The 26,362-nt window shown below is 67.9% G+C and carries 27 protein-coding genes and 1 riboswitch; of the genes, 24 read left to right on the forward strand and 3 right to left on the reverse strand.

Annotation, left to right across the window (positions count from 1 at the left end; all coding sequences use genetic code 11):
- Positions 1-148: 148 nt before the first annotated feature.
- Positions 149-631: a DUF2939 domain-containing protein gene (locus THSYN_RS22140; protein WP_100922544.1), complete on the reverse strand. Its 483-nt coding sequence runs from the start codon at positions 629-631 to the stop codon at positions 149-151.
- Between the two features lie 294 nt (positions 632-925).
- Here THSYN_RS22140 and THSYN_RS22145 point away from each other — a divergent pair, with 294 nt between their 5' ends.
- The 18 genes from THSYN_RS22145 to THSYN_RS22225 all read left to right on the forward strand — a co-directional run bounded on the left by THSYN_RS22145 (position 926) and on the right by THSYN_RS22225 (position 16,754).
- Complete coding sequence (locus THSYN_RS22145) at positions 926-1,645, forward strand: DUF4126 domain-containing protein (protein WP_100921036.1); 720 nt, start codon at positions 926-928, stop codon at positions 1,643-1,645.
- Between the two features lie 5 nt (positions 1,646-1,650).
- Complete coding sequence (locus THSYN_RS22150; RefSeq protein ID WP_100921037.1) at positions 1,651-2,937, forward strand: multifunctional CCA addition/repair protein; 1,287 nt, start codon at positions 1,651-1,653, stop codon at positions 2,935-2,937.
- Positions 2,934-3,734, forward strand: a complete 801-nt coding sequence (gene blaOXA, locus THSYN_RS22155; protein ID WP_100921038.1) for a class D beta-lactamase — start codon at positions 2,934-2,936, stop codon at positions 3,732-3,734. The genes THSYN_RS22150 and blaOXA overlap by 4 nt, the downstream gene beginning before the upstream one ends.
- Entirely contained in the window at positions 3,727-4,047 is a 321-nt protein-coding gene (locus THSYN_RS22160) for a nucleotidyltransferase domain-containing protein (RefSeq protein WP_236848648.1), read from the forward strand. The genes blaOXA and THSYN_RS22160 overlap by 8 nt, the downstream gene beginning before the upstream one ends.
- A 332-nt stretch (positions 4,048-4,379) precedes the next feature.
- Positions 4,380-5,558: a TIR domain-containing protein gene (locus tag THSYN_RS22165; RefSeq protein ID WP_100921040.1), complete on the forward strand. Its 1,179-nt coding sequence runs from the start codon at positions 4,380-4,382 to the stop codon at positions 5,556-5,558.
- A 6-nt stretch (positions 5,559-5,564) separates the two neighbouring features.
- Entirely contained in the window at positions 5,565-7,355 is a 1,791-nt protein-coding gene (locus THSYN_RS22170; RefSeq protein ID WP_100921041.1) for a tetratricopeptide repeat protein, read from the forward strand.
- 22 nt (positions 7,356-7,377) lie between these two features.
- Complete coding sequence (locus THSYN_RS34230) at positions 7,378-7,620, forward strand: hypothetical protein (protein WP_157817853.1); 243 nt, start codon at positions 7,378-7,380, stop codon at positions 7,618-7,620.
- The gene (locus THSYN_RS22175) at positions 7,620-7,859 is read left to right on the forward strand and encodes a hypothetical protein (RefSeq protein ID WP_236848649.1); all 240 of its coding nucleotides are present in this window, start codon (positions 7,620-7,622) and stop codon (positions 7,857-7,859) included. Before THSYN_RS34230 ends, THSYN_RS22175 begins: the two co-directional genes overlap by 1 nt.
- Positions 7,860-8,207: 348 nt before the next feature.
- A complete protein-coding gene (locus THSYN_RS22180; RefSeq protein ID WP_100921043.1) occupies positions 8,208-8,645 on the forward strand; it encodes an HIT family protein in 438 nt (145 codons plus the stop codon).
- Positions 8,642-8,917 (forward strand): hypothetical protein, encoded by a 276-nt coding sequence (locus tag THSYN_RS22185; protein ID WP_100921044.1) that lies wholly within the window; start codon positions 8,642-8,644, stop codon positions 8,915-8,917. Before THSYN_RS22180 ends, THSYN_RS22185 begins: the two co-directional genes overlap by 4 nt.
- A 299-nt stretch (positions 8,918-9,216) precedes the next feature.
- Positions 9,217-9,774, forward strand: a complete 558-nt coding sequence (locus tag THSYN_RS22190; protein WP_100921045.1) for a zinc ribbon-containing protein — start codon at positions 9,217-9,219, stop codon at positions 9,772-9,774.
- A complete protein-coding gene (locus THSYN_RS22195; protein WP_100921046.1) occupies positions 9,765-10,268 on the forward strand; it encodes a hypothetical protein in 504 nt (167 codons plus the stop codon). The genes THSYN_RS22190 and THSYN_RS22195 overlap by 10 nt, the downstream gene beginning before the upstream one ends.
- 113 nt (positions 10,269-10,381) lie before the next feature.
- A riboswitch (glycine riboswitch) is annotated at positions 10,382-10,473 on the forward strand.
- Between the two features lie 212 nt (positions 10,474-10,685).
- Positions 10,686-11,777 (forward strand): glycine cleavage system aminomethyltransferase GcvT, encoded by a 1,092-nt coding sequence (gene gcvT, locus THSYN_RS22200; protein ID WP_100921047.1) that lies wholly within the window; start codon positions 10,686-10,688, stop codon positions 11,775-11,777.
- Between the two features lie 331 nt (positions 11,778-12,108).
- Complete coding sequence (gene gcvH, locus THSYN_RS22205) at positions 12,109-12,501, forward strand: glycine cleavage system protein GcvH (protein WP_100921048.1); 393 nt, start codon at positions 12,109-12,111, stop codon at positions 12,499-12,501.
- Positions 12,502-12,507: 6 nt separating this feature from the next.
- On the forward strand, positions 12,508-13,887 hold the full coding sequence (gene gcvPA, locus THSYN_RS22210) for an aminomethyl-transferring glycine dehydrogenase subunit GcvPA (RefSeq protein WP_100921049.1): 1,380 nt from the start codon (positions 12,508-12,510) through the stop codon (positions 13,885-13,887).
- Positions 13,888-14,028: 141 nt separating this feature from the next.
- On the forward strand, positions 14,029-14,529 hold the full coding sequence (tpx, locus tag THSYN_RS22215) for a thiol peroxidase (protein ID WP_100921050.1): 501 nt from the start codon (positions 14,029-14,031) through the stop codon (positions 14,527-14,529).
- 389 nt (positions 14,530-14,918) lie between these two features.
- Positions 14,919-16,379 (forward strand): aminomethyl-transferring glycine dehydrogenase subunit GcvPB, encoded by a 1,461-nt coding sequence (gcvPB, locus tag THSYN_RS22220; RefSeq protein ID WP_100921051.1) that lies wholly within the window; start codon positions 14,919-14,921, stop codon positions 16,377-16,379.
- 3 nt (positions 16,380-16,382) lie between these two features.
- Positions 16,383-16,754 (forward strand): diacylglycerol kinase, encoded by a 372-nt coding sequence (locus tag THSYN_RS22225; protein WP_100921052.1) that lies wholly within the window; start codon positions 16,383-16,385, stop codon positions 16,752-16,754.
- 2 nt (positions 16,755-16,756) lie between these two features.
- Here THSYN_RS22225 and THSYN_RS34235 read toward each other — a convergent pair whose 3' ends face one another.
- Positions 16,757-16,954: a hypothetical protein gene (locus THSYN_RS34235; protein WP_157817854.1), complete on the reverse strand. Its 198-nt coding sequence runs from the start codon at positions 16,952-16,954 to the stop codon at positions 16,757-16,759.
- A 40-nt stretch (positions 16,955-16,994) separates the two neighbouring features.
- Between THSYN_RS34235 and moaB the strand changes: the two genes are divergently transcribed.
- The 6 genes from moaB (at position 16,995) to THSYN_RS22255 (ending at position 23,138) form a co-directional block, all read left to right on the forward strand.
- Positions 16,995-17,525, forward strand: a complete 531-nt coding sequence (moaB, locus tag THSYN_RS22230) for a molybdenum cofactor biosynthesis protein B (protein ID WP_100921053.1) — start codon at positions 16,995-16,997, stop codon at positions 17,523-17,525.
- A 183-nt stretch (positions 17,526-17,708) separates the two neighbouring features.
- Positions 17,709-18,977 carry a molybdopterin molybdotransferase MoeA gene (locus tag THSYN_RS22235; protein ID WP_100921054.1) on the forward strand — a complete coding sequence of 423 codons (1,269 nt, stop codon included), beginning with the start codon at positions 17,709-17,711 and terminating at the stop codon, positions 18,975-18,977.
- A 166-nt stretch (positions 18,978-19,143) separates the two neighbouring features.
- Positions 19,144-19,398 carry a molybdopterin converting factor subunit 1 gene (moaD, locus tag THSYN_RS22240; protein ID WP_100921055.1) on the forward strand — a complete coding sequence of 85 codons (255 nt, stop codon included), beginning with the start codon at positions 19,144-19,146 and terminating at the stop codon, positions 19,396-19,398.
- A gap of 79 nt (positions 19,399-19,477) precedes the next feature.
- The gene (locus THSYN_RS22245; RefSeq protein ID WP_100921056.1) at positions 19,478-20,284 is read left to right on the forward strand and encodes a hypothetical protein; all 807 of its coding nucleotides are present in this window, start codon (positions 19,478-19,480) and stop codon (positions 20,282-20,284) included.
- 194 nt (positions 20,285-20,478) lie between these two features.
- Complete coding sequence (locus THSYN_RS22250) at positions 20,479-21,963, forward strand: formylglycine-generating enzyme family protein (protein ID WP_100921057.1); 1,485 nt, start codon at positions 20,479-20,481, stop codon at positions 21,961-21,963.
- 221 nt (positions 21,964-22,184) lie between these two features.
- Positions 22,185-23,138, forward strand: coding sequence for a PfkB family carbohydrate kinase (locus tag THSYN_RS22255; RefSeq protein WP_236848650.1), 954 nt, complete (start codon positions 22,185-22,187; stop codon positions 23,136-23,138).
- Between the two features lie 114 nt (positions 23,139-23,252).
- On the opposite strand, the gene THSYN_RS22260 is transcribed toward THSYN_RS22255, so the two are convergent.
- Positions 23,253-26,360, reverse strand: coding sequence for a tetratricopeptide repeat protein (locus THSYN_RS22260; protein ID WP_157817855.1), 3,108 nt, complete (start codon positions 26,358-26,360; stop codon positions 23,253-23,255).
- Positions 26,361-26,362 lie beyond the last annotated feature (2 nt).

Consider the following 26,362-nt stretch of genomic DNA (forward strand, 5'->3'; position numbering starts at 1 on the left):
AGCCGCAAATGAACGCAAATAAGCGCAAATAAGAGCAGCTACTCAGAGCAGCACTGCGCCACGCCCGCCGGGGAGCCGGGGAACAACTGGAACGACTTGATTATTTGCGTCCTTTTGCGTTCATTTGCGGCTCAATCCTCTTTGTCCCCTAGCGGATAATGTCCGTAATCTTCCACTCGGTCCCTTCCAGCGTGAGCCGCACATGGGTCGGATTGCGCCCCAGGTCGCCGATGCGGATCAGGAAGCGGTTGTAGGACTCGAAAAAGGCGAAGTCGATGCCGCTCAACAGGAAGGGCGGGCTCTGGTGGGTCGCCTCGGAGACCGCTTGGCGCAGAGTTTCACGCACCCAGGGCAGGGTGATCGCCTGGTCGAGGGCCGAGTCACCCAGCCGCTCCAGGTTCTGGCGAATCCACCCCATGGTACTCTTGGGGTCGGCGACCGGCAGCAACTGGTCGGCACCGGCCGTGACGCGCGCCTTGAAGTGAGCGCGGATCGCGGGCAGATCGACCATGGTGGCGAGTTCGGTGGTGTCCTCCTTACTCAGGGCGCCGTCCAGCCGGAAAATCGTGTAGTAAGGCCAGATGCCGAAGAGGAGCAGGACAAACAGGAGCAGGTAGAGGAGGTAGCGCATGACGGGGCCGCTTGAGTAGGGTTGGAAGGGGCTGCATTCTAACGCCCCAGCGCCGCGGGCGGCCTTGATCATCGTTCCGGCCGCTCCGGGCTGGAGTCCAAGGCTTCAGCCTTGGAGGTACAAGACCAAGGCTGAAGCCTTGGACTCCGGAAGGCGGCCGTCGGCTGGAACGATGATCAAAGCCGAAACCCCGGCGGCCGGCGTCGGCGCGCCGACAAGAAGCAGCGGTGCGCAGCCCGCGGCCGGGCCTATAATCAAGCAACGATCCCCAATCCCAATCCGCACGAGGTCGCCATGGATACCCTGACCCAAACCCTTGCCCTGACCCTCGGTGCCAGTTGGGCGAGCGGCATCAATCTCTACGCCGCCATGCTGGTGCTCGGCCTGGCCGGCGCCACGGGCTCCGTGGACCTGCCCCCGGGCCTGGATATCCTGGCCGATCCCAGGGTGTTGCTCGCGGCCGGCGCCATGTTCGTCGTCGAGTTCTTCGCCGACAAGGTCCCCGGGTTCGACAGCATCTGGGACGGCCTGCACACCTTCATCCGCATCCCGGCCGGCGCCCTGATGGCCGTGGGTGCGGCGGGCGACGTGGGGCCTTTGGGGGATATGCTGGTCGGCCTCCTGGGCGGCGGTGTGGCGGCGGCCAGCCACGCCACCAAGGCCGGCACCAGGATCATGCTCAACACCTCCCCTGAGCCATTCACCAACTGGATCGCCTCGGTCACCGAGGACGTGGGCGTCATCGGCGGGCTCCTGCTGGCACTGACCCACCCCGGCATTTTCCTTATCTCGCTGGCGCTGTTCTTCCTGCTCCTGATCTGGCTGCTGCCGATGCTGTGGCACGGTATCAAGCGCGTGCTGGGGGCACTGCGTCGGCACTTCAGCGGCTTGCGCGGCGGCGCGGCGCCGCCGCCCCCGCCACCGGTGCAGGCTTTGGGCGGGCCCACGACGACCGGTCACCTCGGCAACGACGGGGTCCCGCTGCGGATCGACACCAAGGTCCCCCGGAGCTGACGCCGATGTCCGCCCTCCCCCGCCCCCCGGTGGCGGACCCCGCCGCCGGTTTGCAGGTCTACCTGGTCGGCGGGGCCGTGCGCGACCCCTTGCTGGGCCGGGTCCCGGTCGAATGGGACTATGTGGTGGTCGGCGCCGATCCGGACACGCTGCTGCGCCGCGGCTTCACCCAGGTCGGCCGGGACTTCCCGGTCTTCCTGCACCCCCAGACCAAGGCCGAATACGCCCTGGCCCGGACCGAGCGCAAGACCGCCCCCGGGTACCGCGGCTTCGTCGTTCAGGCCGACCCCGCGGTGACACTGGAGGAGGACCTGCGGCGGCGCGATCTCACCATCAACGCCCTGGCGCAGGCCCCGGACGGCACCCTCATCGACCCCTTCGGCGGACTCGTGGACCTGAAGGCGCGGGTCCTGCGCCACTGCTCCCCGGCCTTCAGCGAGGACCCGGTGCGCATCCTGCGGGTCGCCCGCTTCGCCGCCCGCTTCGCCCACCTGGGCTTCGCGGTCGCCCCCGAAACCCTGGACCTGATGCGCGCCATGGTCGCCGCCGGGGAGGTGGACGCACTGGTCCCGGAACGGGTCTGGCAGGAATTGGCCAAGGCCCTGGGGGAGGAGCACCCTTCGCGCTTCTTCGAGGTCCTGCGCGACTGCGGGGCCCTGGCCCGCCTGCTGCCGGAACTCGACCGCCTCTGGGGCGTACCCCAGCCCGCGAAGTGGCATCCGGAGATCGACACCGGCGTGCACGTCATGCTGGTGGTGGACATGGCCGCGCGCCTCTCCCCGGACCTTGAGGTCCGCTTCGCCGCCCTCTGTCACGACCTGGGCAAGGGCACCACCCCGGCGGAGATCCTGCCGCGCCACCACGGCCATGAAGAACGCAGCGTCGCGCTGCTGGAAGGCGTCTGCGACCGCTTTCGCGTCCCCAACCACTTCCGTGCCCTGGCCCGCATCACCGCCCGCGACCACGGACTGGTCCATACCGTCAACGAACTGCGCCACGCCACCATCCTGGATCTGCTGGAGCGCAGCGACGCCTTCCGCCGCCCCGCGCGCTTCCACCAGATGCTCACCGCCTGCGAGGCGGACTTCCGCGGGCGCACCGGCTCCGCCGAGCGCCCCTACCCCCAGGCCGCGACCCTGCGCCGACTGCGCGACGCCGCCGCCGCCGTCGATGTCCAGACCATCGCCGCCGCCGCGGGCGCCCCGCCGCTCATCCCCGCGGCCATCCGCAAGGCGCGCATCGCCGCCATCCGGTGGGCGCGGGCGGAACTACCCGAGCCGGGCGGCGCATGAAGACCCTGCGAGGGGCGCTGCTCGCCCTCCTTGCGATTGTTCTCACTCCGCCCACGGTCGCGGATGACCAGGCAATCGCCGGGCTCTTCGCCCGGGCTGGCCGCGACGGGACCATGGTGATTTCGCCGTTGGCCGAGGGACCGACCTTCATTTACAACGCCCCGCGCGCGCAGCACCGATTCTCGCCGGCATCCACCTTCAAGATACTCAATTCCCTGATCGCACTCGAGGAACGGGCGATAGCCGGAAAGGATGAGGTGCTCAAGTGGGATGGGCACAGCTACGATTACCCGGACTGGAATCGCGATCAGACGCTGGCCAGCGCCTTTCGGGTGTCCTGCGTCTGGTGTTATCAGGAATTGGCACGCCGCATCGGCGCACCGCGGTATCGCGATTATCTCCATCGCGCGGCCTATGGTGAGCTGCGCGAGCCCTTCAATGAAACCACCTTCTGGCTCGACGGCTCACTGACCGTCAACGCGCTGGAGCAAATTGAATTCCTCAAGCAGGTCTATCGGCGCAGCCTCCCCTTCAGCGCCGCATCCTACGACACCCTGCGCGACATCATGCTGGTCGAGACCACCCCGACCTACCGCATTCGGGCCAAGACCGGCTGGACCGGCAGGGCGCAGCCGTCAATCGGGTGGTATGTCGGCTATGTCGAAAGGGGCGATGCGGTATGGTTCTTCGCCACCAACCTGGACCTCCCCGACAAGCAGGACCTGCCCCTGCGCCAGGGCCTGACGCGCGAGGCCTTGCGGCTCAAGGGAATCATCGACGGTGAGTCGCGTGAATAGCCTCGGTTCCGAATTGCTCGACGAGGCCGTGCGCCGTATCGTCGCGGCGGTCCATCCGGAACAGATCCTGTTGTTCGGGTCCCAGGCTTGGGGCCAGCCGACCGAGGACAGCGATATCGATCTCCTGGTCATCGTCGGCGCCTCCGACCAGCCCGGCTATCGCCGTGCGCGGGAGGTCTATCGCAGTCTGCACGGGCTGCGGCTACCGATTGAAGTCGTCGTGCGCACCCGCGCCGAGGTCACCCGGGCCGCGCAGGTCGCGGCCTCGCTGGAGCGGCAGGCGCTGGAGCGTGGGCGTGTCGTGCATGGATAAGGAAAGGGCACGCGGGACTTCGACGATCACTCCGGCTACTGGGAGCGCCGCACCCCAGTGCGGCGCGTCCTATCTGCAGAACGCGGCGCCACAGGTGGGCGCGAGGCCGTGCCGCACTGGGGTGCGGCGCTCCCAGCGTCCAACCCGTGCTCCCAGGCCGGACGGGGCATTCGCCCCGTCCGAAACGTTTGAGACGCCGAGGATAACTGAGCGGGCGGCATGGGCCGACGCGCCCGGATTAGTCGACACCGGCTTGCAAGCCCCATCCCATTTGACATAGTTTGCAAGTTTGCAACCATCCCAACCCCCGGACCCTCAAGCCAAGCCGCCGAATGCGCAACCAGGTCTTCATCAGCTACCGCCAGGAGGGCCCCGAGCACGCCCGGGAGGTACGTCGGCTGGGCGAACTGCTGCGCCAGTCGGGGCTGCCGGTGATGCTTGATCAGTTCCTGGTCGAAGACCGGCCCGGCGGTCCGGACGAGGGCTGGCCCAAGTGGTGCGAGGACTGCGCCAACGAGTCGGACTGCGTGCTGGTCATCGGCTCCGCGGGGTGGTTCGCCGCCCACGACAAGAGTGCCCCGCGCGGGATGGGCCTGGGTGCGGCGGTGGAGGCGAGTCTGTTCCAGCAATACCTCTACGACGAGGCGAGCGACAACCCGCGCATCCGCCTGGCCTTGCTCGGCGAGGTCGCCCCGGACCTGATCCCGGTGCGGCTGCGCGCCTGGCACCGCTTCCGGCCCTTCGCGACGGACGCGGAACTGAATCAGCTTATCCAGTGGATTGCGCAACGCCTGGGCCTCACGGGCATCGAGCCGCCCACCGTCCGCTGGCCTGAACCCGTCGCCTTCGTCCCCGACCTCGCCGACCGCACCCTGCAGGAATGGCCCTCGCTCGTGGACCTGCTGGCCGGCCGCTCGCGCGAGCGCATCCTGCTCTACGAGGGCGGCTCCGGGCTCGGCAAGAGCCTGCTGGTCCGGCAGGCGGTCGCCTATGCCCGGCGGCTCGGCATCCCGGTGGTCCAGGTCGACTTCAAGGGCGGCGGACAGGACGTCGAGGCCGTACTCGGCCAGTTCCACCTGGACCTCGGCGACCAGCACCTGCCCACCTTTTGCCGTGCCGGTGCCTGCAAGACGCATCTGCTGCGCAAGGACCTGAGGGAACTGCGGCGCCCGGTCCTCGCCATCTTCGACACCTATGAACTGGCGGTCAACAACCAGCCGGTGGCGGACTGGCTGGGCCAGCAGTTGCTTCGCGAGGTGGAGACGGCCTTGGGGCTCGCCGTCATCGTCGCCGGGCAACAGGTCCCGAGCCGTACCGCCGCCCCCTGGCGCGACCTGGCCCAGCACATCCCTTTGCAGCCCATCACCGAGGTCGCGCACTGGGTGCCCTGGATCGAGCGGCGCTACCCGAATCTGGCGCATGAAAAGCACCTCGACACCATATTGCTCTATACGGGCGGCAACCCGGCCGCGGTCTCCAGCTTCTGTGACACCATCGCGGCCAAGTGCTGAGCGACCATGGACATCGAAGACACACTCATCGAGCGGCTGACGGCGACACAGGGCGATGTGCAGGCCCAGGCGGCGATCATGGCCGAGTTCCGGCTCTCCGTTTACCCGGAGCCGGAGCGGCGCGCCTTGCGGGAGGCACTGGACGCCGCCGCCGTACTCCATTGGTTCGATGCCGGGCTCTTGGCGCAGGTGCTGGCGATCCCGGCGATCGAGGCCCGAGGCCGATTCGAGCGACCCCAGGGCTTAAGCTTCGTCGAGCATTACGGCCGTCCGGACCGGGGTCTATTCAATGTCCATGAGGCCACCCGCTTGGGCTGGCGCAGACGGCTGGCGGCGCAGGACCCGGGGCGCTTGCGCGAACTGTCCGACCGGGCGGCGGCCTGCTTTGCCGGGGACCAGACAACGGCCGGACGGATCGAGTGGGTCTATCACCTGCTCTGCGCCGATGCGGACGCCGGGGCCGGAGCCCTGGAGTCGATGAACCGGGACTGGGTTGGCGGCGCCCGGCCGGAGGATTTCGCCGCGTTGGCCCGAGCGCTCCGTGAACTCGATAGCACCGGACTGGTCGCGGGACGGGCCAGGGCATGGACCCTGCTCATCGGCGCCTGGTCTCGTCATCTGCGTGGTGAGACCGCGCAACTTGCCGAGACTGCGGCGGAGGCTCTCCAACTTGCGAGAGACGCGGCGGACAGGCCGGCCGAGAGCGATGCCCAGTCGTTGCTCGGTTGCGTTTGGGAGCCCCGGGGCCAATTGACGGCGGCCCAGGCGGCGTTCGGGGAGTCTCTGGCAATCATCCGGCGCCTGGCCGAGCGGGACCCGAGCAACGCTGGCTGGCAGCGGGAGCTGGCGGTGGCGCACAGCAACGTCGGCGATGTCTTGCAGGCCCAGGGCCAGTTGGCAGCGGCCCAGGCGGCGTTCGGCGAGACTCTTGGGATCATCCGGCGCCGGGCCGAGCAGGACCCGGGCAACACCGGCTGGCAGCGGGACCTGGCGGTGGCGCACTGTCGCGTCGGCGGTGTCTTGCAGGCTCAGGGGGAATTGGCAGCGGCCCAGGCGGCGTTCGGCGAGTACCTGGCAATCAGCCGGCGCCTGGCCGAGCGGGACCCGGGCAACGCCGGCTGGCAGCGAGAACTGGCGGTGGCGCACAGTCGCGTCGGCGATGTCTTGCAGGCCCAGGGCCAGTCGGCAGCGGCCCAGGCGGCGTTTGGGGAGTATCTGGCGATCAGCCGGCGCCTGGCCGAGCAGGACCCGGGCAACGCCGGCTGGCAGCGGGACCTGGCGGTGGCGCATGGTCGCGTCGGCGATGTCTTGCAGGCCCAGGGCCAGTTGGCAGCGGCCCAGGCGGCATTCGGCGAGACCCTGGCGATCAGCCGACGCCTGGCCGAGCAGGACCCGGGCAATGCCGGCTGGCAGTTGGACCTGGCGGTGGCGCACAGTCGCGTCGGCGGTGTCTTGCAGGCCCAGGGCCAGTTGCCGGCGGCCCAGGCGGCGTTCGGGGAGTCTCTGGCGATCAGCCGGCGCCTGGCCGAGCAGGACCCGAGCAACGCCGACTGGCAGCGGGACTTGGCGGTGAGTTGCGTCGACCTCGCACGCATCGAAGCGGCGATCGGGAAATCGAAGGAAGCCCTGCGGCTCTTTGAGGAGTCCGCGCGCATCTATGCCGCCGTGGTCAGAGACGCGCCTGACGTCCGGCAATGGGCAGACGAAAGGGCGGCAGCGCAGTCTGAATTTGCCTCCTATCGGTCCAAGCTTCGACGGCCTCGATCCAAGGACCGGCCGCGCAAGCGCCCCCGTTGATCCAATACCACCAGGCACGATCATGCAACCTATCCGCCGCATCGTCGTCGAGAACGCCCCTGATTCGGTTCCCATTCCGGAAGAACTGCGTCACCCGCGCAAGCCGATGATCTGCCCCCTTGACGAAGAGCCCCGAGAGTCACTGCCGGGGCGTCCGCGGTTCAACATCGCACGGGTCGATCACATCGACGTACCCTCGCGGGAAGAACGCAATGCCCGATTGCGGCGATCAGATCCCGTGCCGCACGACCCGGATACACCATGATGCCAACCCTTGCCGACCTGATCTGCGAGGAAACCAAGACCCTCGCGGAGGCCCAAGCGCTGGAGGTCCAGGATTTCATCGGCCATTTGAAGCACAAGACCGGCGCGGCCAAGCCGTCCGACGCTTCGGCGGAAACCGCCGAAGCGGACGGCGACTGGGCAGAGTTTGAAACGCTGGCCGGCACCTGGTCCGGGAAATTCACTCGGGACGCGTGTTATGACCGCCCGATGCTTCCCTGACACCGAGGGCCTATTGACCGAGCGAAACCCATTCGCAATGAGCGCGGCGACCGGTTCCCTCGGTCAGCCGCTTCGACCCTGTGAAGGCTGTTCACGCCGCGCAAAGGGCGCTGGTGACACCGCTCAAGCGGTGTCACCCATGTGTTGGCCGCTGTGCGGCCTGGGCTGACCGGCGCCCGCCTCGGTCGCGGCCGGGCACTTCGACCTCGCGGCGCAGAGCGCCTGACACATGGGTGACACCGCTGGAGCGGTGTCACCAGCGACGCGGCGGGAGCGCTGCCGTCGGCACGGCAGCGGTGCCACGGGCGCGAGCGCGGCGTGAAGGCCCGCCTATCAAGGAATCCGACCATGACCGAATTCACCATCCACCCCCAACTCCTGACCGACTGCCACCGCCTGGGCCGCTTGCCCGCCACCCACTTGCTGCTGCACAGGAACGCCGCGGTGCCCTGGTTCATCCTGGTGCCGGAGACCACGCTTGCGAACCTGCTGGACCTGCCGACCGGGCAGCGCGAGGCGGTGCTGGCGGATTGCAAGCGGGTTTCGGACTTCCTGACCGGGACGCTCGCGTGCCCCAGGGTCAATGTGGCCTGGATCGGCAATCTGGTGCCGCAGTTGCATGTGCACGTGGTCGGGCGCGACCCGGGGGACGCCTGCTGGCCGCGGCCGGTGTGGGGGCACCTGGAGAGGGTGCGGGACTATAGGCCGGGGGAGGTCACAGCGATCAGCGCGGGGGTGCTCGGTACGCCGGCCTGGCGCAGCCGGGCGGAGATGCCCGGGCCATGAGCCGCACCGGACCCGTAGGGTGCGCCGCGCGCACCGCTGCGTTGACCAAGACTCACGCCATTTCGTTCATCCGCGGCCTCGGAAGGTGCGCGCGGCGCACCCTACGCCAAGGGTCCGAGCAGTTGCGCCTGGTGGCGGACCTGGCGGGGGCTTTGCGGCGGCGGGACCTGGATTGCGCTGCGCTCCACCCAGGCGACGACCTGCGCGCCATCCAGGCGACGACGGCGCGCGATGCGCGACACCGCACAGAGCTTGGGCGGGTATTTCCGTAGGATTTATAGCGGAGCCAGCGCCGTCTGAGGGGCCGCTCGCGGCGGGACGCCGCTCCCACGGGGTCCGCGGGTTGGCTCGGGGCCTCCGCCAATGGCACGCCCTTAATATTGATCTTATTTGCGTTCATTTGCGTTCATTTGCGGACAATCCTCTTCTGCAAGGTCCCGACCGCCCCGCCGCGCCCTGGCGGTCGAGCGACCCTTGCCGGTTGCCAAATCCACCACTTCAGGCAAACTTGCGCCAGACCCGTGCCCCCGGGGCGCGGCGACCGATTCACCCGCCAGACGGAGACCCCCAGATGACCGATCCGGACACCAAGCACCCAGGCGAGACGCCAGTCGATAAGATGGTGGAGGCCTACGAGGAACTGCTCAAACGCACCCGCGATACCCTGGAGGGCGCCTCGCAGGAGACGGTGCCCCACGTCCGGGAGTTGCTGGACAGGGCGCGCGACAATATGGTGGAACTGGGCGAACTGACCCGGGAGGAGGCCAACAAGGTCACGGACTATCTGCGCCGGGACGTGGAGGACGCGGCGACCTATATCGCCGAGACCGGCCAGGACATCCGCGACTGGTGGCGCTTCGACCTGGAGCTGATCGAGCAGCGGATGATGGATATGTTCACCCAGGTGGCCGACCAGACCAGCCTGCAGCTCGCCCAGTGGGCGGAGACCGCCCGCCAACTGACCCTCTATCAGGCGGGCGAGGTGACGGGGCCGGGCACGCTCGTGTGCGACCGCTGCGGGGCCAAGACCCACTTCGTCAAGGCCGGGCGCATCCCGCTGTGCGCCGACTGCGCCGGTCACACCTTCAAGCGGCAGGACAGCGCCGCGGAGAACGACAAATGCGCTTGACGACCTTCCTTACCGCGGGCGCCCTCGCGGCGCTGCTCGCAGGCCCGGTCGCGGGCGCCGGGGATGAATTCGCCCTGCTGCACTCGGAACGCATCGGCGACCTGCGTGACGGTCTGCCGGAGTCCGCGCTCAAGGGCAAGATCGACTGCCAGCCGACCCGCGGACCCGAGGAACTCTGGGGCGCGGACGGGGCCTGGCACCAGGACTGGGTTTACAAGGATTGCGGGATCGTGCTCGGGATGGCGTCCGAAAAGAAGGGCGGGCGCAAGTCGATCGAATCGATTTCGGTGTCCGCGCCGAGCACGCTGAGCACGAAACAGGGGATCAAGATCGGCAGCACCGAGGCCGAGGTCAGAAAAGCCTACCAACGCGATTGGAACAAGGACGAAAGCGGGGCGGACGACTTCGTGGCCGGCTCGCTTTACGGCGGTTTGATCTTCAAGTTCGAGGGGGGCAAGGTCACCTCGATCTTCCTGGGCGCGTCAGCCGAGTGAGTCACGAGGGTCCGGACGCGCCGGTTGGCCCGGTTGGCGGGCCGGCGAGCGGGACCGCCGCCGCGCCCCGGGCTGGAAATCCCGCCCGGGCGCCCGTATAGTCGCCCTTCGTGTCATGCCCCCTGGGAGAGACCGGCCGTTGCGCCGGCGCCGAAGGCGCAACACCGCCCGGAATCGCTCAGGCACACCGGACCACGGGGCTTAAGACCGACTCTGGAGAGCGGTTGCCGTCTGTTGGCTCAGACCGCAACCCACCGACGGGGCAGCCGGCCGGGCCGCAAGCGCCTGGCCCGCAAACTCTCAGGTCCAGGACAGAGGGGCGATGCCGGGGGCTCGATAGCAAGATCGGGCGCCGCGGCCGTACCCTATTGTTCAGACCACTGCCGGCACTGCCCCGGCCGGAGCGAGGAGAGTCGAATGGGATTGCGTACCCCCCTGTTTGCCGAGCACGAGCGCCTGGGCGCCCGCATCGTCCCCTTCGGCGGTTGGGACATGCCGCTGCACTATGGTTCCCAGTTGGAGGAGCACCACGCGGTGCGCCGCCACGCCGGGGTCTTCGATGTCTCTCACATGCAGCCCGTGGACCTCGCAGGCCCCGGCGCCCGCGACTTCCTGCGTTACCTGCTCGCCAACGACGTGGCCAAGCTCAAGGTCCCGGGCAAGGCGCTCTACTCCTGTATGTGCAACGACCAGGGCGGGGTGGTGGACGACCTGATCGTCTACTACCGCGGCCCTGAGCGCTATCGGCTGGTGGTCAATGCCGGGACCGCGGACAAGGATCTGGACTGGATGCAGGCACACGCCGCGGGCTTCGACCTCGCGATCGACCGCCGCCGCGATTTGGCCATGATCGCCGTCCAGGGGCCCGAGGCCCGGGCCCTGACCGCCCCCCTGCTGCCCGCCGACTGTCGTGAGGCGGCACTCGCACTCAAGCCCTTTTTCGCCGCCGACGGTGAGCACTGGTTCGTGGGCTGCACCGGCTACACGGGCGAGGACGGTTTCGAGGTCATGCTCCCCGCCGCCGACGCCCCCGGACTCTGGCGCGGGCTGATCAGTGCCGGGGTTCAACCCTGCGGCCTGGGCGCCCGCGACACCCTGCGGCTGGAGGCCGGCATGAACCTCTATGGCCAGGACATGGACGAGACGGTCGGCCCGCTGGAGGCCGGTCTCGGCTGGACCATCGCCTGGGAGCCCACGGAGCGCGACTTCGTCGGCCGGGCGGCGCTGACCGCCGTGCGCGACGACCCCGCTCACCGGGTCTTCGTCGGCCTGCTCCTGACCGGTCGCGGGGTGCTGCGCGGACACCAGAAAGTCTTCAGCGACGGGCGCGAGGTGGGTGAGATCAGCTCCGGCGGCTTCTCCCCGACCCTGGAGCGTTCCATCGCCTTCGCGCGGATAGTGCCCGGCATCGGTGCCGACTGCACCGTGGACATCCGCGGCAAGCAGGTCCCGGCGCGCGTGGTCAAGACCACCTTTGTACGCAACGGCAGCGCGGTCCAGGCACTCTGAGCATTGGTCCGCACAGCGGACCCTCCGGCCCTAACGCGTCGTTGTCGTTGTCGTTGTCGTTGTCGAGATTATCGTGGCACCCCGGATGCTCTCCCACCGCAACTTGCATCGCTTCTCCGATTACGACAACGACAACGACAACGACAACGACAACGACTGGTTTGTGTTTGACTTGTTATCGACTCGTTACTAACGACGCCGCAATTCGCGCAATGCCCGCAACCACGATCACGACCGACCAATACGAAATCCACCGGCGCCGTCCGCACAGGCGATGCCACTGCAACTTCACAGCGATCGGCCGGCCCGCCGGCCCCACCGGGAGAGAACCATGAGCCTAGTCCCTGCTGACCTGCGTTACACCAAGAGCCACGAGTGGGTGAAGGACAACGGCGACGGTACCGTCACCGTCGGCATCACCGACCATGCCCAGGAGGCCCTGGGCGACATCGTCTTCGTCGAGACCCCCGAGGTCGGCACCGAGGTGGAGGCCGGGCAGGCCTGCGCCGTGGTCGAGTCGGTCAAGGCCGCCTCCGACATCTACGCCCCCTTGAGCGGGGAGGTGCTGGAGGCCAATACGGCCCTGGCCGACACCCCGGAGGCGATCAATCAGGGCGCCTATGATGCGGGCTGGATCTTTACCCTGCGGCTCGCCACGCCGGGCGCCTTCGGCGGCCTGCTGGACGCCGCCGGCTACCAGGCGGTGGTCGACGCGGAGGCCTGACCTGACATGCCCTTCGTACCCCATACCGACGCGGACATCGCCGCCATGCTCGGCACCATCGGCGTCGGCGCCATCGACGACCTGTTCGACGAGATTCCGGCGGAGCTTCGCATCGGCGAACTCGCCGCCATCCCTACCGGGCTCGCGGAGATGGACATCGCCCGCCTGATGCAAGGTCGCGCCCGTGCCGATGGCGAGGCCGCGTGCTTCATCGGCGCCGGGGCCTATGACCACCACATCCCGGCGGCGGTGTGGCAGATCGCCGCCCGTGGCGAGTTTTACAGCGCCTACACCCCCTACCAGGCGGAGGCGAGCCAGGGCACCCTGCAACTGCTCTACGAGTTCCAGTCCATGATGACGGCCCTGACCGCCATGGAGGTCTCCAACGCCTCGCTCTACGACGGGGCCTCGGCCCTGGCGGAGGCGGTGCTGATGGCAGTGCGCGCCAACCGCAAGGCCAAGTCCAGCCGGGTGCTGGTGCCGCGCGCCCTGCACCCGGCCTATCGGCGGGCACTGCGTGGTATCGTGGAACCGCAGGGGATCGAGCTCGTCGAGGCCCCCTTCGACCGGCGCGGCGGGCACACCCCGGCGGCGACGCTCGACGGTCTGGTCGGGAATGCGGGCTTCGCGGCCGTGGTGATCAACCAGCCCAACTTCTTCGGGATCATCGAGGATGCCGATGACCTTACCGACTGGGCCCAGGCCCATGGCGCGCTGGTCATCGGCGTGGTCAACCCCACCGCGCTGGCACTCCTCAAGCCGCCGGGCGAGTGGGGCGGCACCGGCGCGGACATTGCCTGCGGGGAGGTCCAGCCCTTGGGGATACCCCTGTCCTCCGGCGGACCCTACGCGGGTTTCCTGTGCTGCAAGAAGGACCTGGTACGCCAGATGCCCGGCCGCATCATCGGGCGCACCCTGGATCTCGACGGCAAGCCCGGCTTCACCCTCACCCTGCAAGCGCGCGAGCAGCACATCCGCCGCGGCAAGGCGACCTCCAACATCTGCACCAACCAAGGCCTGCTGGTCACCGCCGCCACCATCCATCTGGCGATCCTGGGCGCGGCGGGGCTGGAGCGGGTGGCCGCCGCCTGTCACGCCAATACCAGGCAGCTCGCGGCGCTGCTCTGTGCCGTCCCGGGGATCGAACCGCTGTTCGACCGCCCGGTGTTCCACGAACAGGCCCTGCGCCTGCCGGCCCCGGCCGCGGATGTGCTAAGGTCGCTTGCCGCCGAAGACATCCTGGGCGGCTTCGACCTGGGCCAGGACTACCCGGAACTGGGGTCGGCGCTGCTGGTCTGTGCCACCGAGGTGCGCACCGCGCAGGAGATGGAGCGGTACGCGGCCCGGTTGGCGCAGATCGTTGCCGCGGGGGCCCGGCCGTCATAGTGCCGGCGGTCCGCGCAGCGGACCCTACGCGGACCAGCGACCTCGCGGTACGCCGGGTGACCGCGACCCTGACCGAACGCCCAAGCACGCACCGACCCGCAGCAAACGACGATTGACCAACACCACTGGAGACCCAAGACAATGGCCAAGACCGCCCTGCAAGGTAACCCCGTCAGCCTGTCCGGCGACCTGCCCGCCGTCGGCAGCCCGGCACCGGCTTTCACGCTGGTCGCCAAGGATCTCAGCGACAAGTCGCTCGCCGACTTCGCCGGCAAGAAGAAGCTCCTGAACATAGTCCCGAGTCTGGACACCGGCGTCTGCGCCGCCTCCACCAAGCGCTTCAATGAGGCCATGGCCGGCAAGGCCGACGCGGTCGCCCTGATCGTCTCCGCCGACCTGCCCTTCGCCATGGACCGCTTTTGCAGCGCCGAGGGGCTGACCAATGTGGTCAGCCTGTCCATGATGCGCTCGCGCAACTTCGCCAAGGACTACGGCGTGCTGATCACTGACGGACCGCTCGCCGGCATCACCGCCCGCGCCGTGATCGTGCTGGATGCGCACGACCGGGTGGTCTATACGCAGTTGGTTCCGGAGATCACGCAGGAGCCGGATTATGACGCGGCGCTGGCGGCGTTAGGCTGATCCCCGCGCGCCGGGCACGGCAGATGATTCCTTGATCATCGCTCCGGCCGACGTCGTTGGTCCGCACAGCGGACCCTCTGCCGTAGGGTCCGCTGCGCGGACCGATGACGCCGCCGCAGTTCGCGGAATGGCCGTGACAGTGATCAAGGCCGCCGGGATGAACTGATCCCTTTCGTCGCGCGATCAGTCATCCCAAAAAGAGTATTTGGCCGCAAATGAACGCAAATAAGCGCAAACAAATCTGCTGGTTAGCATCGTCGCGGGCATCACCCGGGCGGGGAACATGCAGTAAAGTCTAAGTCTCTGATTATTAGAGTTAATTTGCGGCTAAACTGCTTTTTCTGGGCTCACCGGCCTTCGTTACACTGCATCCAAGACGCTCAAACCCCATGCTGATCCACGAACAATCCCAACCCGGCCGCCGCGCCACCGCCCAGGCCCCACTCCAACTGGCGGACTGCGCCGACCTTCCCGCCGCCCAGCGCCGCGCCTCCCGGCCGCTGTTGCCGGAGGTCTCGGAACTCCAGGCGGTGCGTCACTACACCCGGCTGTCGCAGAAGAACTTCTCCATCGACACCCATTTCTATCCGCTGGGCTCCTGTACCATGAAGTACAACCCGCGCGCCTGTCATACGCTCGCCTCGCTGCCGGGCTTCCTCGGCCGGCACCCGGCGGCCCCGGAAAGCCACGGCCAGGGGGTGCTCGCCTGTCTCTTCGAGCTTCAGGAGATGCTCAAAGAGGTCACCGGGATGCACGCGGTGTCGCTGGCGCCCTCCGCGGGTGCCCAGGGCGAATTCGCCGGCGTGGCGATGATCCGCGCCTATCACCTGGCCCGCAATGACGCGGCCCGCACCGAGATCCTGGTGCCGGACGCCGCCCACGGGACCAATCCGGCCTCCGCCGTCATGTGCGGCTTCGTGGCACGCGAGGTTCCGACCGGTCCGGACGGGGACGTGGACATCGCCGCGCTGCGGGCGGCGGTGGGTCCCCAGACCGCCGGTATCATGCTGACCAACCCGAGCACTGTCGGGGTCTTCGACCGCAATATCCAGGAGATCGCCGGCATCGTGCACGCGGCCGGCGGACTCCTGTATTACGACGGCGCCAATCTCAATGCCATCCTGGGCAAGGTCCGCCCCGGTGACATGGGCTTCGACGTCATCCACATGAACCTGCACAAGACCTTCTCCACCCCCCACGGCGGCGGCGGTCCCGGGGCCGGTCCGGTGGGCGTATCCAAGCGGCTGGAGCCCTTCCTCCCGGTGCCGCTGGTGGCCCGGGACGCCGACGGCTATCGCTGGCTCGTCGAGCACGACCGGCCCCAGTCCATCGGGCGGCTCACCGCCTTCGGCGGCAATATGGGCATCCTGCTGCGCGCCTATGTCTATGCGCGGATGCTCGGGCGCGAGGGCATGAAGCGGGTCTCCGAATTCTCCACCCTGAACGCCAATTACCTCATGGCCAGACTCAGGGAGGCCGGCTTCGAGGCCGCCTATCCGCGGCGGCGGGCGAGCCATGAGTTCATCATCACCGTCAAACGCGAGGCCAAGGAATTCGGCGTCAATGCCATGGACTTCGCCAAGCGCCTGCTCGATTACGGCTACCACGCCCCCACCACCTATTTCCCCTTGCTGGTGCCCGAATGCCTGCTGATCGAGCCCACCGAGACCGAGAGTAAAGAGGAATTGGACGGTTTCGTCGCCGCGCTGGTCGCCATCCGCGAGGAGGCGCGGACCAACCCGGAACTGGTGAAGGGCGCCCCGCACACCATGCCGGTACGCCGCCTCGACGACGTGCGCGCGGCACGCCAGTTGGACCTGGCCTGGCGGCCTGCGTCGACCTCGGCATAGCCCATGGCCAATCACAATGAACGGGGCTGGAAGCGGGTCATCTACGCCTTCGGCTTTTCCATGCAGGGATTCAAGGCGTGCTTTCAGGCGGAGGAGGCCTTTCGCCAGGAACTGTTCCTGCTCCTGTTTCTCGTGCCCCTGGGACTCTGGCTGGGGGCGACCCCGGTGGAGCGGGCGCTACTGATCGGCTGCCTGCTGATGGTCCTGGTCGTGGAGTTGTTGAACTCCGCCATTGAGGCCAATGTCGATCGCGTCGGCCTGGAGCGTCACGACCTGTCCGCCCGCGCCAAGGACATCGCCTCCGCCGCGGTCTTCATGAGCATGACCCTCACCGTGGTCACCTGGGGGCTGATCCTGATTCCCAAGTGGCTCTGACGTCAGCCTACCGCAAATGAAGAAATACGGAATTTTGCCGCAAATGAACGCAAATGAACGCAAATTGATTCAATGCGGACATTGCCTGCGGCGCGTTGCATCGCCGCGTTTCCGCTCAGGCGCCGTTGGGATGATCGGGGCACCGCGCGCAGCATGCGAACCGGCTCGGTTCTTTCTTTTTTGCGTTCATTAGCGTTCATTTGCGGCTAAATTCTTCCTCCAAACCGACGCGAGGCATTGATGAGCACTCACTTCACCGACCAAGGCTTCGTGCCGCTTGCCGTCGCCGTCCTGACGGTCTCCGACACCCGCACCGCGGCCGAGGACAGCTCCGGGGACCTGCTCCAGGCCAAGGCGCAGGAGGCCGGACACCGGGTGGTCGCCCGCGAGCTTGTGCGCGACGATGTCTACCAGTTGCGAGCGGTCTTTTCGCGCTGGATTGCCGACCCCCAGGTCCAGGTGGTTTTGAGCACCGGCGGCACCGGACTGACCGGCCGCGACAGCACCCCGGAGGCGGTGGCACCCCTGCTCGACAAACAGATCGAGGGCTTCGGGGAGCTGTTCCGGGCCCTGTCGTTCGTCGAGATCGGGGCCTCCACGGTCCAGTCCCGGGCCTTGGCGGGGCTCGCCAACGGCACCTTCATCTTCTGCCTGCCGGGCTCCACCGGGGCCTGCCGGACCGCCTGGGAGCAGATCCTCCTGGCCCAACTCGATGTCCGTACCCCCCCATGCAACTTCGCCCAATTGATCCCGCGGCTGCGCGAGCGCTGAAACTGGTAAAGAGTAGTTATCCACAGATGGACACAGATGAACACAGATTATTCATTGACTTACGCTTGGCCGGGGCTCACCTTGCCCGTGATTGTGACATCAGCGATAAACGTATGACAATTTTAAGAAAATCTGTGCCCATCTGTGTTCATCTGTGGATTTTAGGCTGAGCGGGCCCGCGCGATGACCACGAACCAGCACCCCCACCGGGACGGCTGCCCGGACCCCGCCGGGCGGCCCCTGCTGACCAAGCAGGAGGCCCTGGACCTGCTGCTCGCGCACGCAACGGCGCCCGCCGCGCAGGAGTGCGTCCCCACCGACCAGGCGCTGGGCCGGGTCCTCGCCCGACCGCTCGTCAGCGCCATCGACATGCCGGGCTGGGACAACAGCGCCATGGACGGTTATGCACTGTGCTGCGCCGATCTTCAGGCGGCGGAACCCACCCGGCTGCGGGTCGCCCAGCGCATCCCGGCCGGCGCGCCCGGTCGCCCCCTGGAACCCGGCACCGCGGCGCGGATCTTTACCGGTGCGCCCGTCCCCCCGGGGGCGGATACAGTGGTGATCCAGGAGCGCTGCACGCGCGACGGGGACTGGGTCGAGGTCCCGGCGGGTCTCACCCCCGACGCCAACATCCGGCGCGCCGGCGAGGACATCCGCGCGGGCACCGCGGTGCTGGCGGCGGGGACGCGGCTGCGACCCCAGCACCTGGGGCTCGCCGCCGGCGTGGGCGCGACTGAGCTGGCGGTCTACCGCCGGCTGCGGGTGGCCATGTTCGTCACCGGCGATGAACTGGTGAGGCCCGGCGAGACCCTGGGGCCGGGGCAAATCTACAACTCCAACCGCTTTACCATGAAGGGCTTGCTGGAGGGCCTGGGCTGCGAGGTCAGCGATCTGGGGCTGGTCCCGGACACCCTGGAGGCGACCATGGACACCCTGAACCGGGGGGCGGACAGCGCGGACCTGATCCTGGCCAGCGGCGGGGTCTCGGTGGGGGAGGAAGACCATGTGAAGCCGGCCATCGAACGGCTCGGCACCCTGGACCTGTGGCAGATTGCGGTACGCCCGGGCAAGCCACTGGCCTTCGGTCATATCCGCGGCACCCCCTTCCTCGGCAGCCCGGGTAACCCGGTTTCGCTGTTCGTCAGCCTGCTGCTGTTCGCCCGGCCGCTGCTGCTGCGGATGCAGGGAGTCACCGGGGACCTGGAGCCGCCCGGCATCAAGGTACCCGCCGGCTTCGACTGGCCCCGCCCGGACCGTCGGCGGGAGTTCGTCCAGGCGCGACTGATCCGCGGCGCGGCCGGCGACTGGGAGGCCGTCACGCACCAGTCCCGTTCGGCCGCCGCGCTGTCCGCCGCCGCCTGGGCCGAGGGCCTGGTCGAGATCGCGCCGCAGCAGACCATCGCCCGCGGCGACCCCGTGGTCTACCTCCCCTTCGCGGGGCTCCTGTCCTGAGTCGGCCCGACATTGCCTATTGGCTCGTGATGCGTGTTCATGCGCTTTTTTCGCGCACCATCGCGCGTTCCGCGATGGCGGCGCTTGCGGTCTTGCCCCGCCGGTCTTAGTCTGGACCCGCTTGGTCGCATCCCCCCTGCAATCTGCCCGAAGGCCGCCCACATCAATGATCCGGATACGCTACTTTGCCCACCTGCGCGAGACCCTGGGCACCGCTGACGAGCAACTCGCCCCGGTGCCCGAGATCGCCACCGTGGCGGACCTGGTCGCCTACCTGCGCGCGCGCGGCGGCGTCTGGGCCCAGGCCCTGGTCCCGGGTGAACGGCTGATGGTCGCCGTCAATCAGGAGTTGGCGCGCCCCGAGACCAGGGTCCGGGATACCGACGAGGTGGCCCTGTTCCCGCCGGTAACCGGCGGTTGAGGCCCATTGCCCCTTTCCACGGCGCCGGCGGCCAGCGCGGGATAGCATCCGTCGGCGACCGCGACCGGAGGTGCTTCCCGTGACCTATGCCGATCTCCCACGTCTGTTGACCATGACCCTCGTCTGGCTGCTGCTGTTGACCTGGCAGCTCAACGCCTATCGCAGCAACTGTGTGGCGACCCTCGCCCTGGTGATCCTGGTCACCCTGCTCCTGTTCGTCTCGGGCGCCGAGCTGGCACTGTACCGGCGACGCGTCTTCCTCAACGAGTGCATGGAGCACAAGAGCTCATTGTTTCGGTGGCTACGGCGCCGCTACGTCCTGCTCGGCCTCGAACTCCTGAAGTCCGCCGGACTGGCCGTCTTGCTCCTGGTCAGCGTGCTCAGCTTCTCCCCCCGCCATTGGTCGCTGCTGTTTGCGGACGTCCTGCTGGTCGGTCTGCTGTTGCCGCGCTTCTACGGGGCGCTGAAGGGCCAACTGCGTGAGGAGTACCGCTTCACCACCGCCCGCCGCTCGGCCATGTGGGTCAGCACCCTGTTCTTGTGGCTGGAATCCATGCTGGTGCTGGTGTTCACGGTGGCACAGGATTACGACGGGCTGCGGTGGCAGGAGGTCATCACCTACGGCGCCACCGACCCCGACGTCCTGTGCCGCCCCCTCGCGTCACTCGCCGCGCTCGCCGCCGCCGTGGACGCACTGGGACAATGGTCGATCCAGAATCTGGCGCGCAGCCTGACAGACCTGCCCCAGGCCTTGATGGCGTCCATCAGCCTCCTGGTCGGCGTCGGCCTGTCGCTGCTGCTCTCCTACGCCTACAGCCGCGCCCTGATCGGCGCGGTCGCCCGCCCCTGGACCATGTGGCGACTGAACTCACGCACGGATGACTGAATTTTAAATCCACAGATGAACCCAGATGAACACAGATTTTCTGCGAATTGTCATACGCTTATCGCTGATATCACAAGCGTCGGGAAGCTGACTCCCCGGCCGCACGTAAGTCAATGAATAATCTGTGATAATCTGTGTTCATCTGTGGATAACTGCTCTTTCCAGGTTGCACCAGATCGACCGGCGGCGCGCACATGACCGAACCACTCGACCTGAGGGACCCCGCGACCGGCACCGGCGATGCCGAGGGGCTGCGCACGACGCTCGAGCAGATGCGGCGGCAGACCGAGCACGAGATCGCCCGCCTGAATCGCAAGCTCGCGGAACGCGAGTACGCCATGGAGCAGACCGTGTCCTCCGCGACCGAGCGGCAGGCCATGCAGCAGGAGCTCGGCACACTGCGCCATTCACTGGGCGATCGGGAAAAGACCCTCGACCGGATCACCCAGGAGTGCCGCCGACTGGAAAACGACCTGGAGGACCGTCATGTCCAAGTCGACAACCTCCAGCAGGAGGTCCAGCGCAAGGAGGTGTCACTGAAGGCGGCGCAGGATCAGGTCGCCCGACTGAAACGCCAACTGGCCGAGATCCAGGAGCAGTCGGTCGAGATCTCCGCCATGATCGACCCGCTGGAGTCGCCCAACCGGCTGCCGCTGCCGCCGGTGCAGCCGGATATACCGGCCGGCCCGGCGCCCCAGGTGATCAGCTTCTCCGCCGGGCTGGTCTCGGGCCTGGCCGTGATCGCCGTCGCCGTGGTGGTCTTCTGGGGCCGGATCGAACTGCCCCAACTGTGGAGTCCCTCCCCGAGCGTGCCGAGCGCACCGACCACCCCGCCCGAGGAGCCGGACGCCGTGACCGCGGTCCCGGCCACGGCACCGACCGACACCCCCGCGGACGCCCCAGTCGTTCCGCTGCCGCCGACCGCGCCCCCCGCCGCGCCCCCCGCCGCGCCCCCGCCAACCCTGCGTGACCGGCTGCGCGACGGCAGTCTGGGACCGACCATGGTGGTACTGGCCGGCGGCAGCTTCCGGATGGGTCAGAACAGCATGGGGGGCAGCGACAGCGGACCCGAACACGAGGTGCTGTTGGCGCCCTTCCTGATCGGGGCCTACGAGGTGACCTTTCAACAGTACGACCGCTTCGTGCGCGCCACCGGCCGCCGCTTCCCCGATGACTTCGGCTGGGGACGCGGCGAGCGCCCGGTGGTCGGCGTCTCCTGGTCCGATGCCCAGAGCTATGCGGACTGGCTGACCCGCCAGAGCGGCAAGCGTTACCGTCTGCCGAGCGAAGCGGAGTGGGAGTTCGCGGCGCAGGCCGGGATGCGCAGCGCCTATCCCTGGGGTTTCGGCATGGAACCCGGGCGCGCCCTGTGCTTCGACTGCGGCAGTCAGTGGGACAATCGCTCCACCGCCCCGGTCGGCAGCTTCGCACCCAACGCCTTCGGGCTCTACGACACGGCCGGCAACGCCCTGGAGTGGGTGGCGGATTGCTACGTGAGCGGCTACGACGGCGCCCCGACCGATGGCCGCCCGCGCGGCGACGGGAACTGCGCCAACCGCGTCGCCCGGGGCGGCGCCTACAACAAACCGGCACCCTCACTCAAGACGATTGCGCGGGCCAAGTTCGTACCCGAGACCCGATTGAACAGCCTGGGGTTCCGGGTGGCGCGCGAGCCTTGAGCCGGGGCAGACCTTCGTTGTCGTTGTCGTTGTCGTTGTCGTTGTCGTTGTCGTTGTCGTTGTCGTTGTCGTTGTCGTTGTCGTTGTCGTAATCGTAATCGGAGAAGCGATGACCTTGGGGGTGCGAGAGCATCCGAGGCGCGACGATAAGCTCAATTTCGACAACGACAACGAAAGTGGCGCTCCGGCCAGTCCCTGAACGCGCGACCTGGGGCATGAAATTGAACCAATTACCTCCGATTGAGCCAGCCCCCAGCCCCGGGAATGAAACCCGGCGCCGCATCCTGGGTGTCGGCGTCGCCACCCTCGACCTGATCAATACAGTCGACGCCTACCCGGCCGAGGACGCCGAAGTCCGCGCCACCGGGCAGCGGCAGGCGCGCGGCGGCAACTGCGCCAACACCCTGACCCTGCTCGCCGACCTGGGCCACGCCTGCACCTGGGCCGGCACCCTGGCCGAGGACCCGGGCGCCGACCTCATCCACGCGGATCTCAGCGCCCACGGCATCGACTGCACCCACGCCGTCCGCGGCCCCGGCGGCACCAGCCCCAGTTCCTACATCACCCTGAGCCAGGCCACCGGCAGCCGCACCATCGTCCACTACCGCAACCTGCCGGATCTGAGCGCCGCCGCCTTCGCGCGCATCCCGCTCCGGCGCTTCGACTGGGTCCACTTCGAGGGCCGCAACCCCGACGAGACCCGCCGGATGCTGGAGCGCTGCCGCCGCGAGGCCCCAAAGCTCCCGATCTCACTGGAACTCGAGAAGCCCCGCCCCGGGATCGAGGCCCTGTTGCGCGGGCCCGACCTGCTCCTGATCGCCCGCGCCTTCGCCCCGGCCGATGGCGGACCGGGCACCGCCGCCGACCCCGGGGCCTGGCTCACCGCCCTACTCCCACGCACCGATGCCCGGGTCCTGGTGCTCGGCTGGGGCGCACAAGGCGCCTGGCTGCTGGAGCGCGGCGGCGTCCCGCGGTTGGTGCCGGCGCAACCGCCTGACCGGGTGGTCGACACCCTGGGCGCCGGGGACACCCTCAATGCCGGGATGATCGATGGGCTGGTGCGCGGACTCAAGGCCGCGGATGCCTTGGCGCAAGCCGTCGCCTTGGCGGGGCTCAAGTGCGGACGGACGGGTTTCGACGGATTAGCGGCAGCGGCACGGGCGCGGGGCCTGTAGGGTGCGCCGCGCGCACCCGGGCCGCATCGAGGCCCCGTCTCCAGGCGCGGTGCGCATCCGCGACCCGGTCGGCCGCCCGGGCGTCGGGTGCGCACGGCGCACCCTACGTCGGCCTCACCGCTTTGAACGCCCGCCCCGGTCCGCGCGCCCTTCCGGTTCCGCCGGAGCCCAGATGCGGCGAATCGCAATCGCCAGGTCGGGGTCGCAGCGTTGCAGGAAGGCGGCCTTGTCCGGCGCGGCGTGGTAGGCGGCGAAGGTGCGCAGGCGCGCGGCCTCCTCCGCGCTTTCCGGGCCGAAGACCGCGGGAATCAGGTCGGCGATGTCACCGAGGAGGCCCGGGTCGTCGCAGGCCCCAACCAGGCCGTCGAACAGATCGTGCCCGCGGATGGCTCCAGGATCGGATCCTGCTTCAAACCATAGCGACGGGATCGCCGCCATGACCTGTGCAATCGTCGGCAGGTCCCGGGCGACGGCGGCGAAGGCCGCGGCGCGGCCCTGTGCCTTGGCTTGCACAGCCCAGACTGGCCCGACTTGACCGAAGGCCCGCCAGACCCGGGCGTTCTTGAACTGTTCACGATGAGTTTCGATCAGCACCGCCAACTCGGGCCAGAGACGGGCCTGGGTCGTTGCGGCCATGATGTCACTTACGTGGGGGGACAACCACCGTGGGTCCCCCGCTGAGAGCGTCAGTGCCGCTGCCAGGTGTTTCACGAGGTCCGGGGCCGGGGTCTCGGCAGCGATCTTAAAGAAGACTCGACGCGACCGCTGTTGCTGGGTCGTATCCGCACTCTCGTCTGCCGTGCGGATTGCGGCGCGGGCACATTCGAGGGCGTCAGTATAGCGGGCCAGCTTCCACGTAGACCAAGCGTTGAGACAGAGGATCTCCGCTTGTCTACTGATATTGCCGGCCTGCTCGGCCAACGGAGCAGCCCGATTCAGGGTGGCAATGGCTTCCTCATGACGGCCAAGCAAGCCAAGGCTCCAGCCCGTCTGCATTTGTATAAGGGCCTGAACGTTAATATCGCCAGCCTGTTCGGCTAGCTTGGCTGCCTGTTCAAGTGTAGAAAGTGCTTCTTGATGTTGCCCTAGCCTCCCAAGTATCCAGCCCTTCAGACGTAGGGTCTCCCCCTGCCTCCGGACGTCACCGGATTCTTCAGCAAGCTGGAACGCCTGATCAAGGCCGAGAATAGCATCTTGGGGACGGCCAAGCTCCCGTAAGGCGTATGCCTTATAGTTCAGAATCCCGGCTTGTGCTGGTAAGTCATCATCCTGTTGGGCGAGCTTGTACGCTTGATCAAGGACGTCCAGGGCCTCGTCTTGGCGGTCCAACCGGCCGAGATATAACCCTTTATATCTCAATGCGGTCGCTTGTTCTGTCACACGGCCGATGGCCCCCGCCTCGCATGATGCCTCGTCGGCGAAGGCGATTGCGTCCGCGTGATGCCCGCTATTCCCAGCGGCCCAGGCACGGCACAAGAGCCCCCGTATCTTCACAAGCCGATACCTAGCGGTACTGGCCAGTCCGCCGGCCTGCTCCGCGAGCGCAACCGCCAGACGCCGGTCGTGCCGACGCCATTCAGCAAAGAAATATCGTTGGTGTAACAACAGAATTCCGGCATCTGGGTCAACGTCAACTGCGGTTCTGGATTGCGCCTCCTGCAATAGTCTGTCGGCTTCGGCATCGTGATCGCAGCGCGAGGCAGCGAGTGCATGGAGACCGGCCGCCGCGGCACGCGCGAGGGGCTCCTGGGCCTTAACCCTGGACCAATAGACATAGGCGTCCTCCGGACGATCGCGAAGCTGTTCGCGCAGCACCTCCATCTCAGCGGCAGCGACATTGGCACACATGAACAGAAGGCAGGGTTCGTGTCTCCGGTCCTGGTCCCGGTAGCCGCAGTGGCCCGGGGACTCGCCCGTTTGCTTGTGCCACAGGTCGATATAGAGTCGTGCCTCCCTGGGTTCGCCAGCGCGCAGGTGTCGCAGAGCCAGATCCGCCTTTTCATCGGCGGTGAAAAAGGTCTCCAGCAGTTCGGCAATCCGCGCCAGCGCATTGGCCTGTGAGCCGTCGCCATAGCGGCGCCGGTAGAAGTGGACGAAGAGCCGGTCACGGACCCGGTAGAGTTGGCTCGCGCCGCCCTTCTCGCGCTCCGCGAGCAGCAATCGCCCTTCGTTGAGATAGCCGAAGGCGTCGGCGATCTGGTTCTGGCGCTGGTTGACCCGCGCGGCCAGTTCGCTCTGGGAGCATGGCTCACCCTGGCGGATCAGTGCGTCCAGCAGCCCGGTCGCGGCTGGCGGCAGGTCGTCCAGACGGCGGCGATAATAGTCGGCCAATTGGTCGCTCAGCGCATCCAGGGTCTCAGCGATGGTGCGTGCGTCCGGGGAGACCAGGACCTCCCCGAGCAATTGGGTGAGTCTCGGATTGCCGCCGATGAAGGCGGCGATGGCGCGGGCACGGGCGGTTTCGGCGGCGGTCAGGGGTGGGGCCTGCTCCAACTCGCGGCGGCGGTTGAAATAGTCGATGCAGGTATCGCTGGTCCAGGGGGTGAGTTCAATGGTCTTAAAGGCCTGGAACAGGGGGCGCTCGTAGTCCATGTCGACGGTCCCGGTGGCCGTCACCAGCAACATGAGGCGGGACTGGGGCCTGCTCATTAATTGGCGCAGGCGCTCCTCGGCACAGCGCTGCTCGGCGGCGATCCGGGTCTTGCCGTCCTTGCCGGCGCCGAACAGGGTCTTGGACAGGCCGTCGAAGTTCTCGATAGCGGCGACCAGCAGGCCGCGACCTGGGCCGAAGCGGCGGTCCAGCGCCGCGTTCAGTGTCTCAAGTGCCTCCTCCCAGGCGACTTGGGGGGCACGCGGGTCGTAGGCGTAGGAGAAGGTGCTTCCCAGACCCTCGAGGCTCGCGGCCAGCGCCTCGATGAGCCTGGCCTCGGAGCGGATGTTGTATTGCTCCTCCGGCAACAGGGCGACTACGACCGGGGCGCCTGCGGCCGCGGCAAGTGACTCCGCCTCCAACTGCACGAGCCGCATGAGGAATGACTTGCCGGACCCGCGCTCGCCGTAGACCACCAGGTGCTGCGGGCTGACACCGGGGTTGCCCAGGGCCTGGCGGATGGCGGCCGTGATGTCGGCCAGTTCCCGCTCGCGCCCGGTGGCGAGCGCCCGTACCACCTCGGGACGCATCCGGTGGGTGTTGAAGGTCTCGACGATGGGCCGCCCGGCCATGG

Origin of the sequence: Candidatus Thiodictyon syntrophicum, from assembly GCF_002813775.1 — a bacterium.
GTDB classification, from domain to species: Bacteria; Pseudomonadota; Gammaproteobacteria; order Chromatiales; family Chromatiaceae; genus Thiodictyon; species Thiodictyon syntrophicum.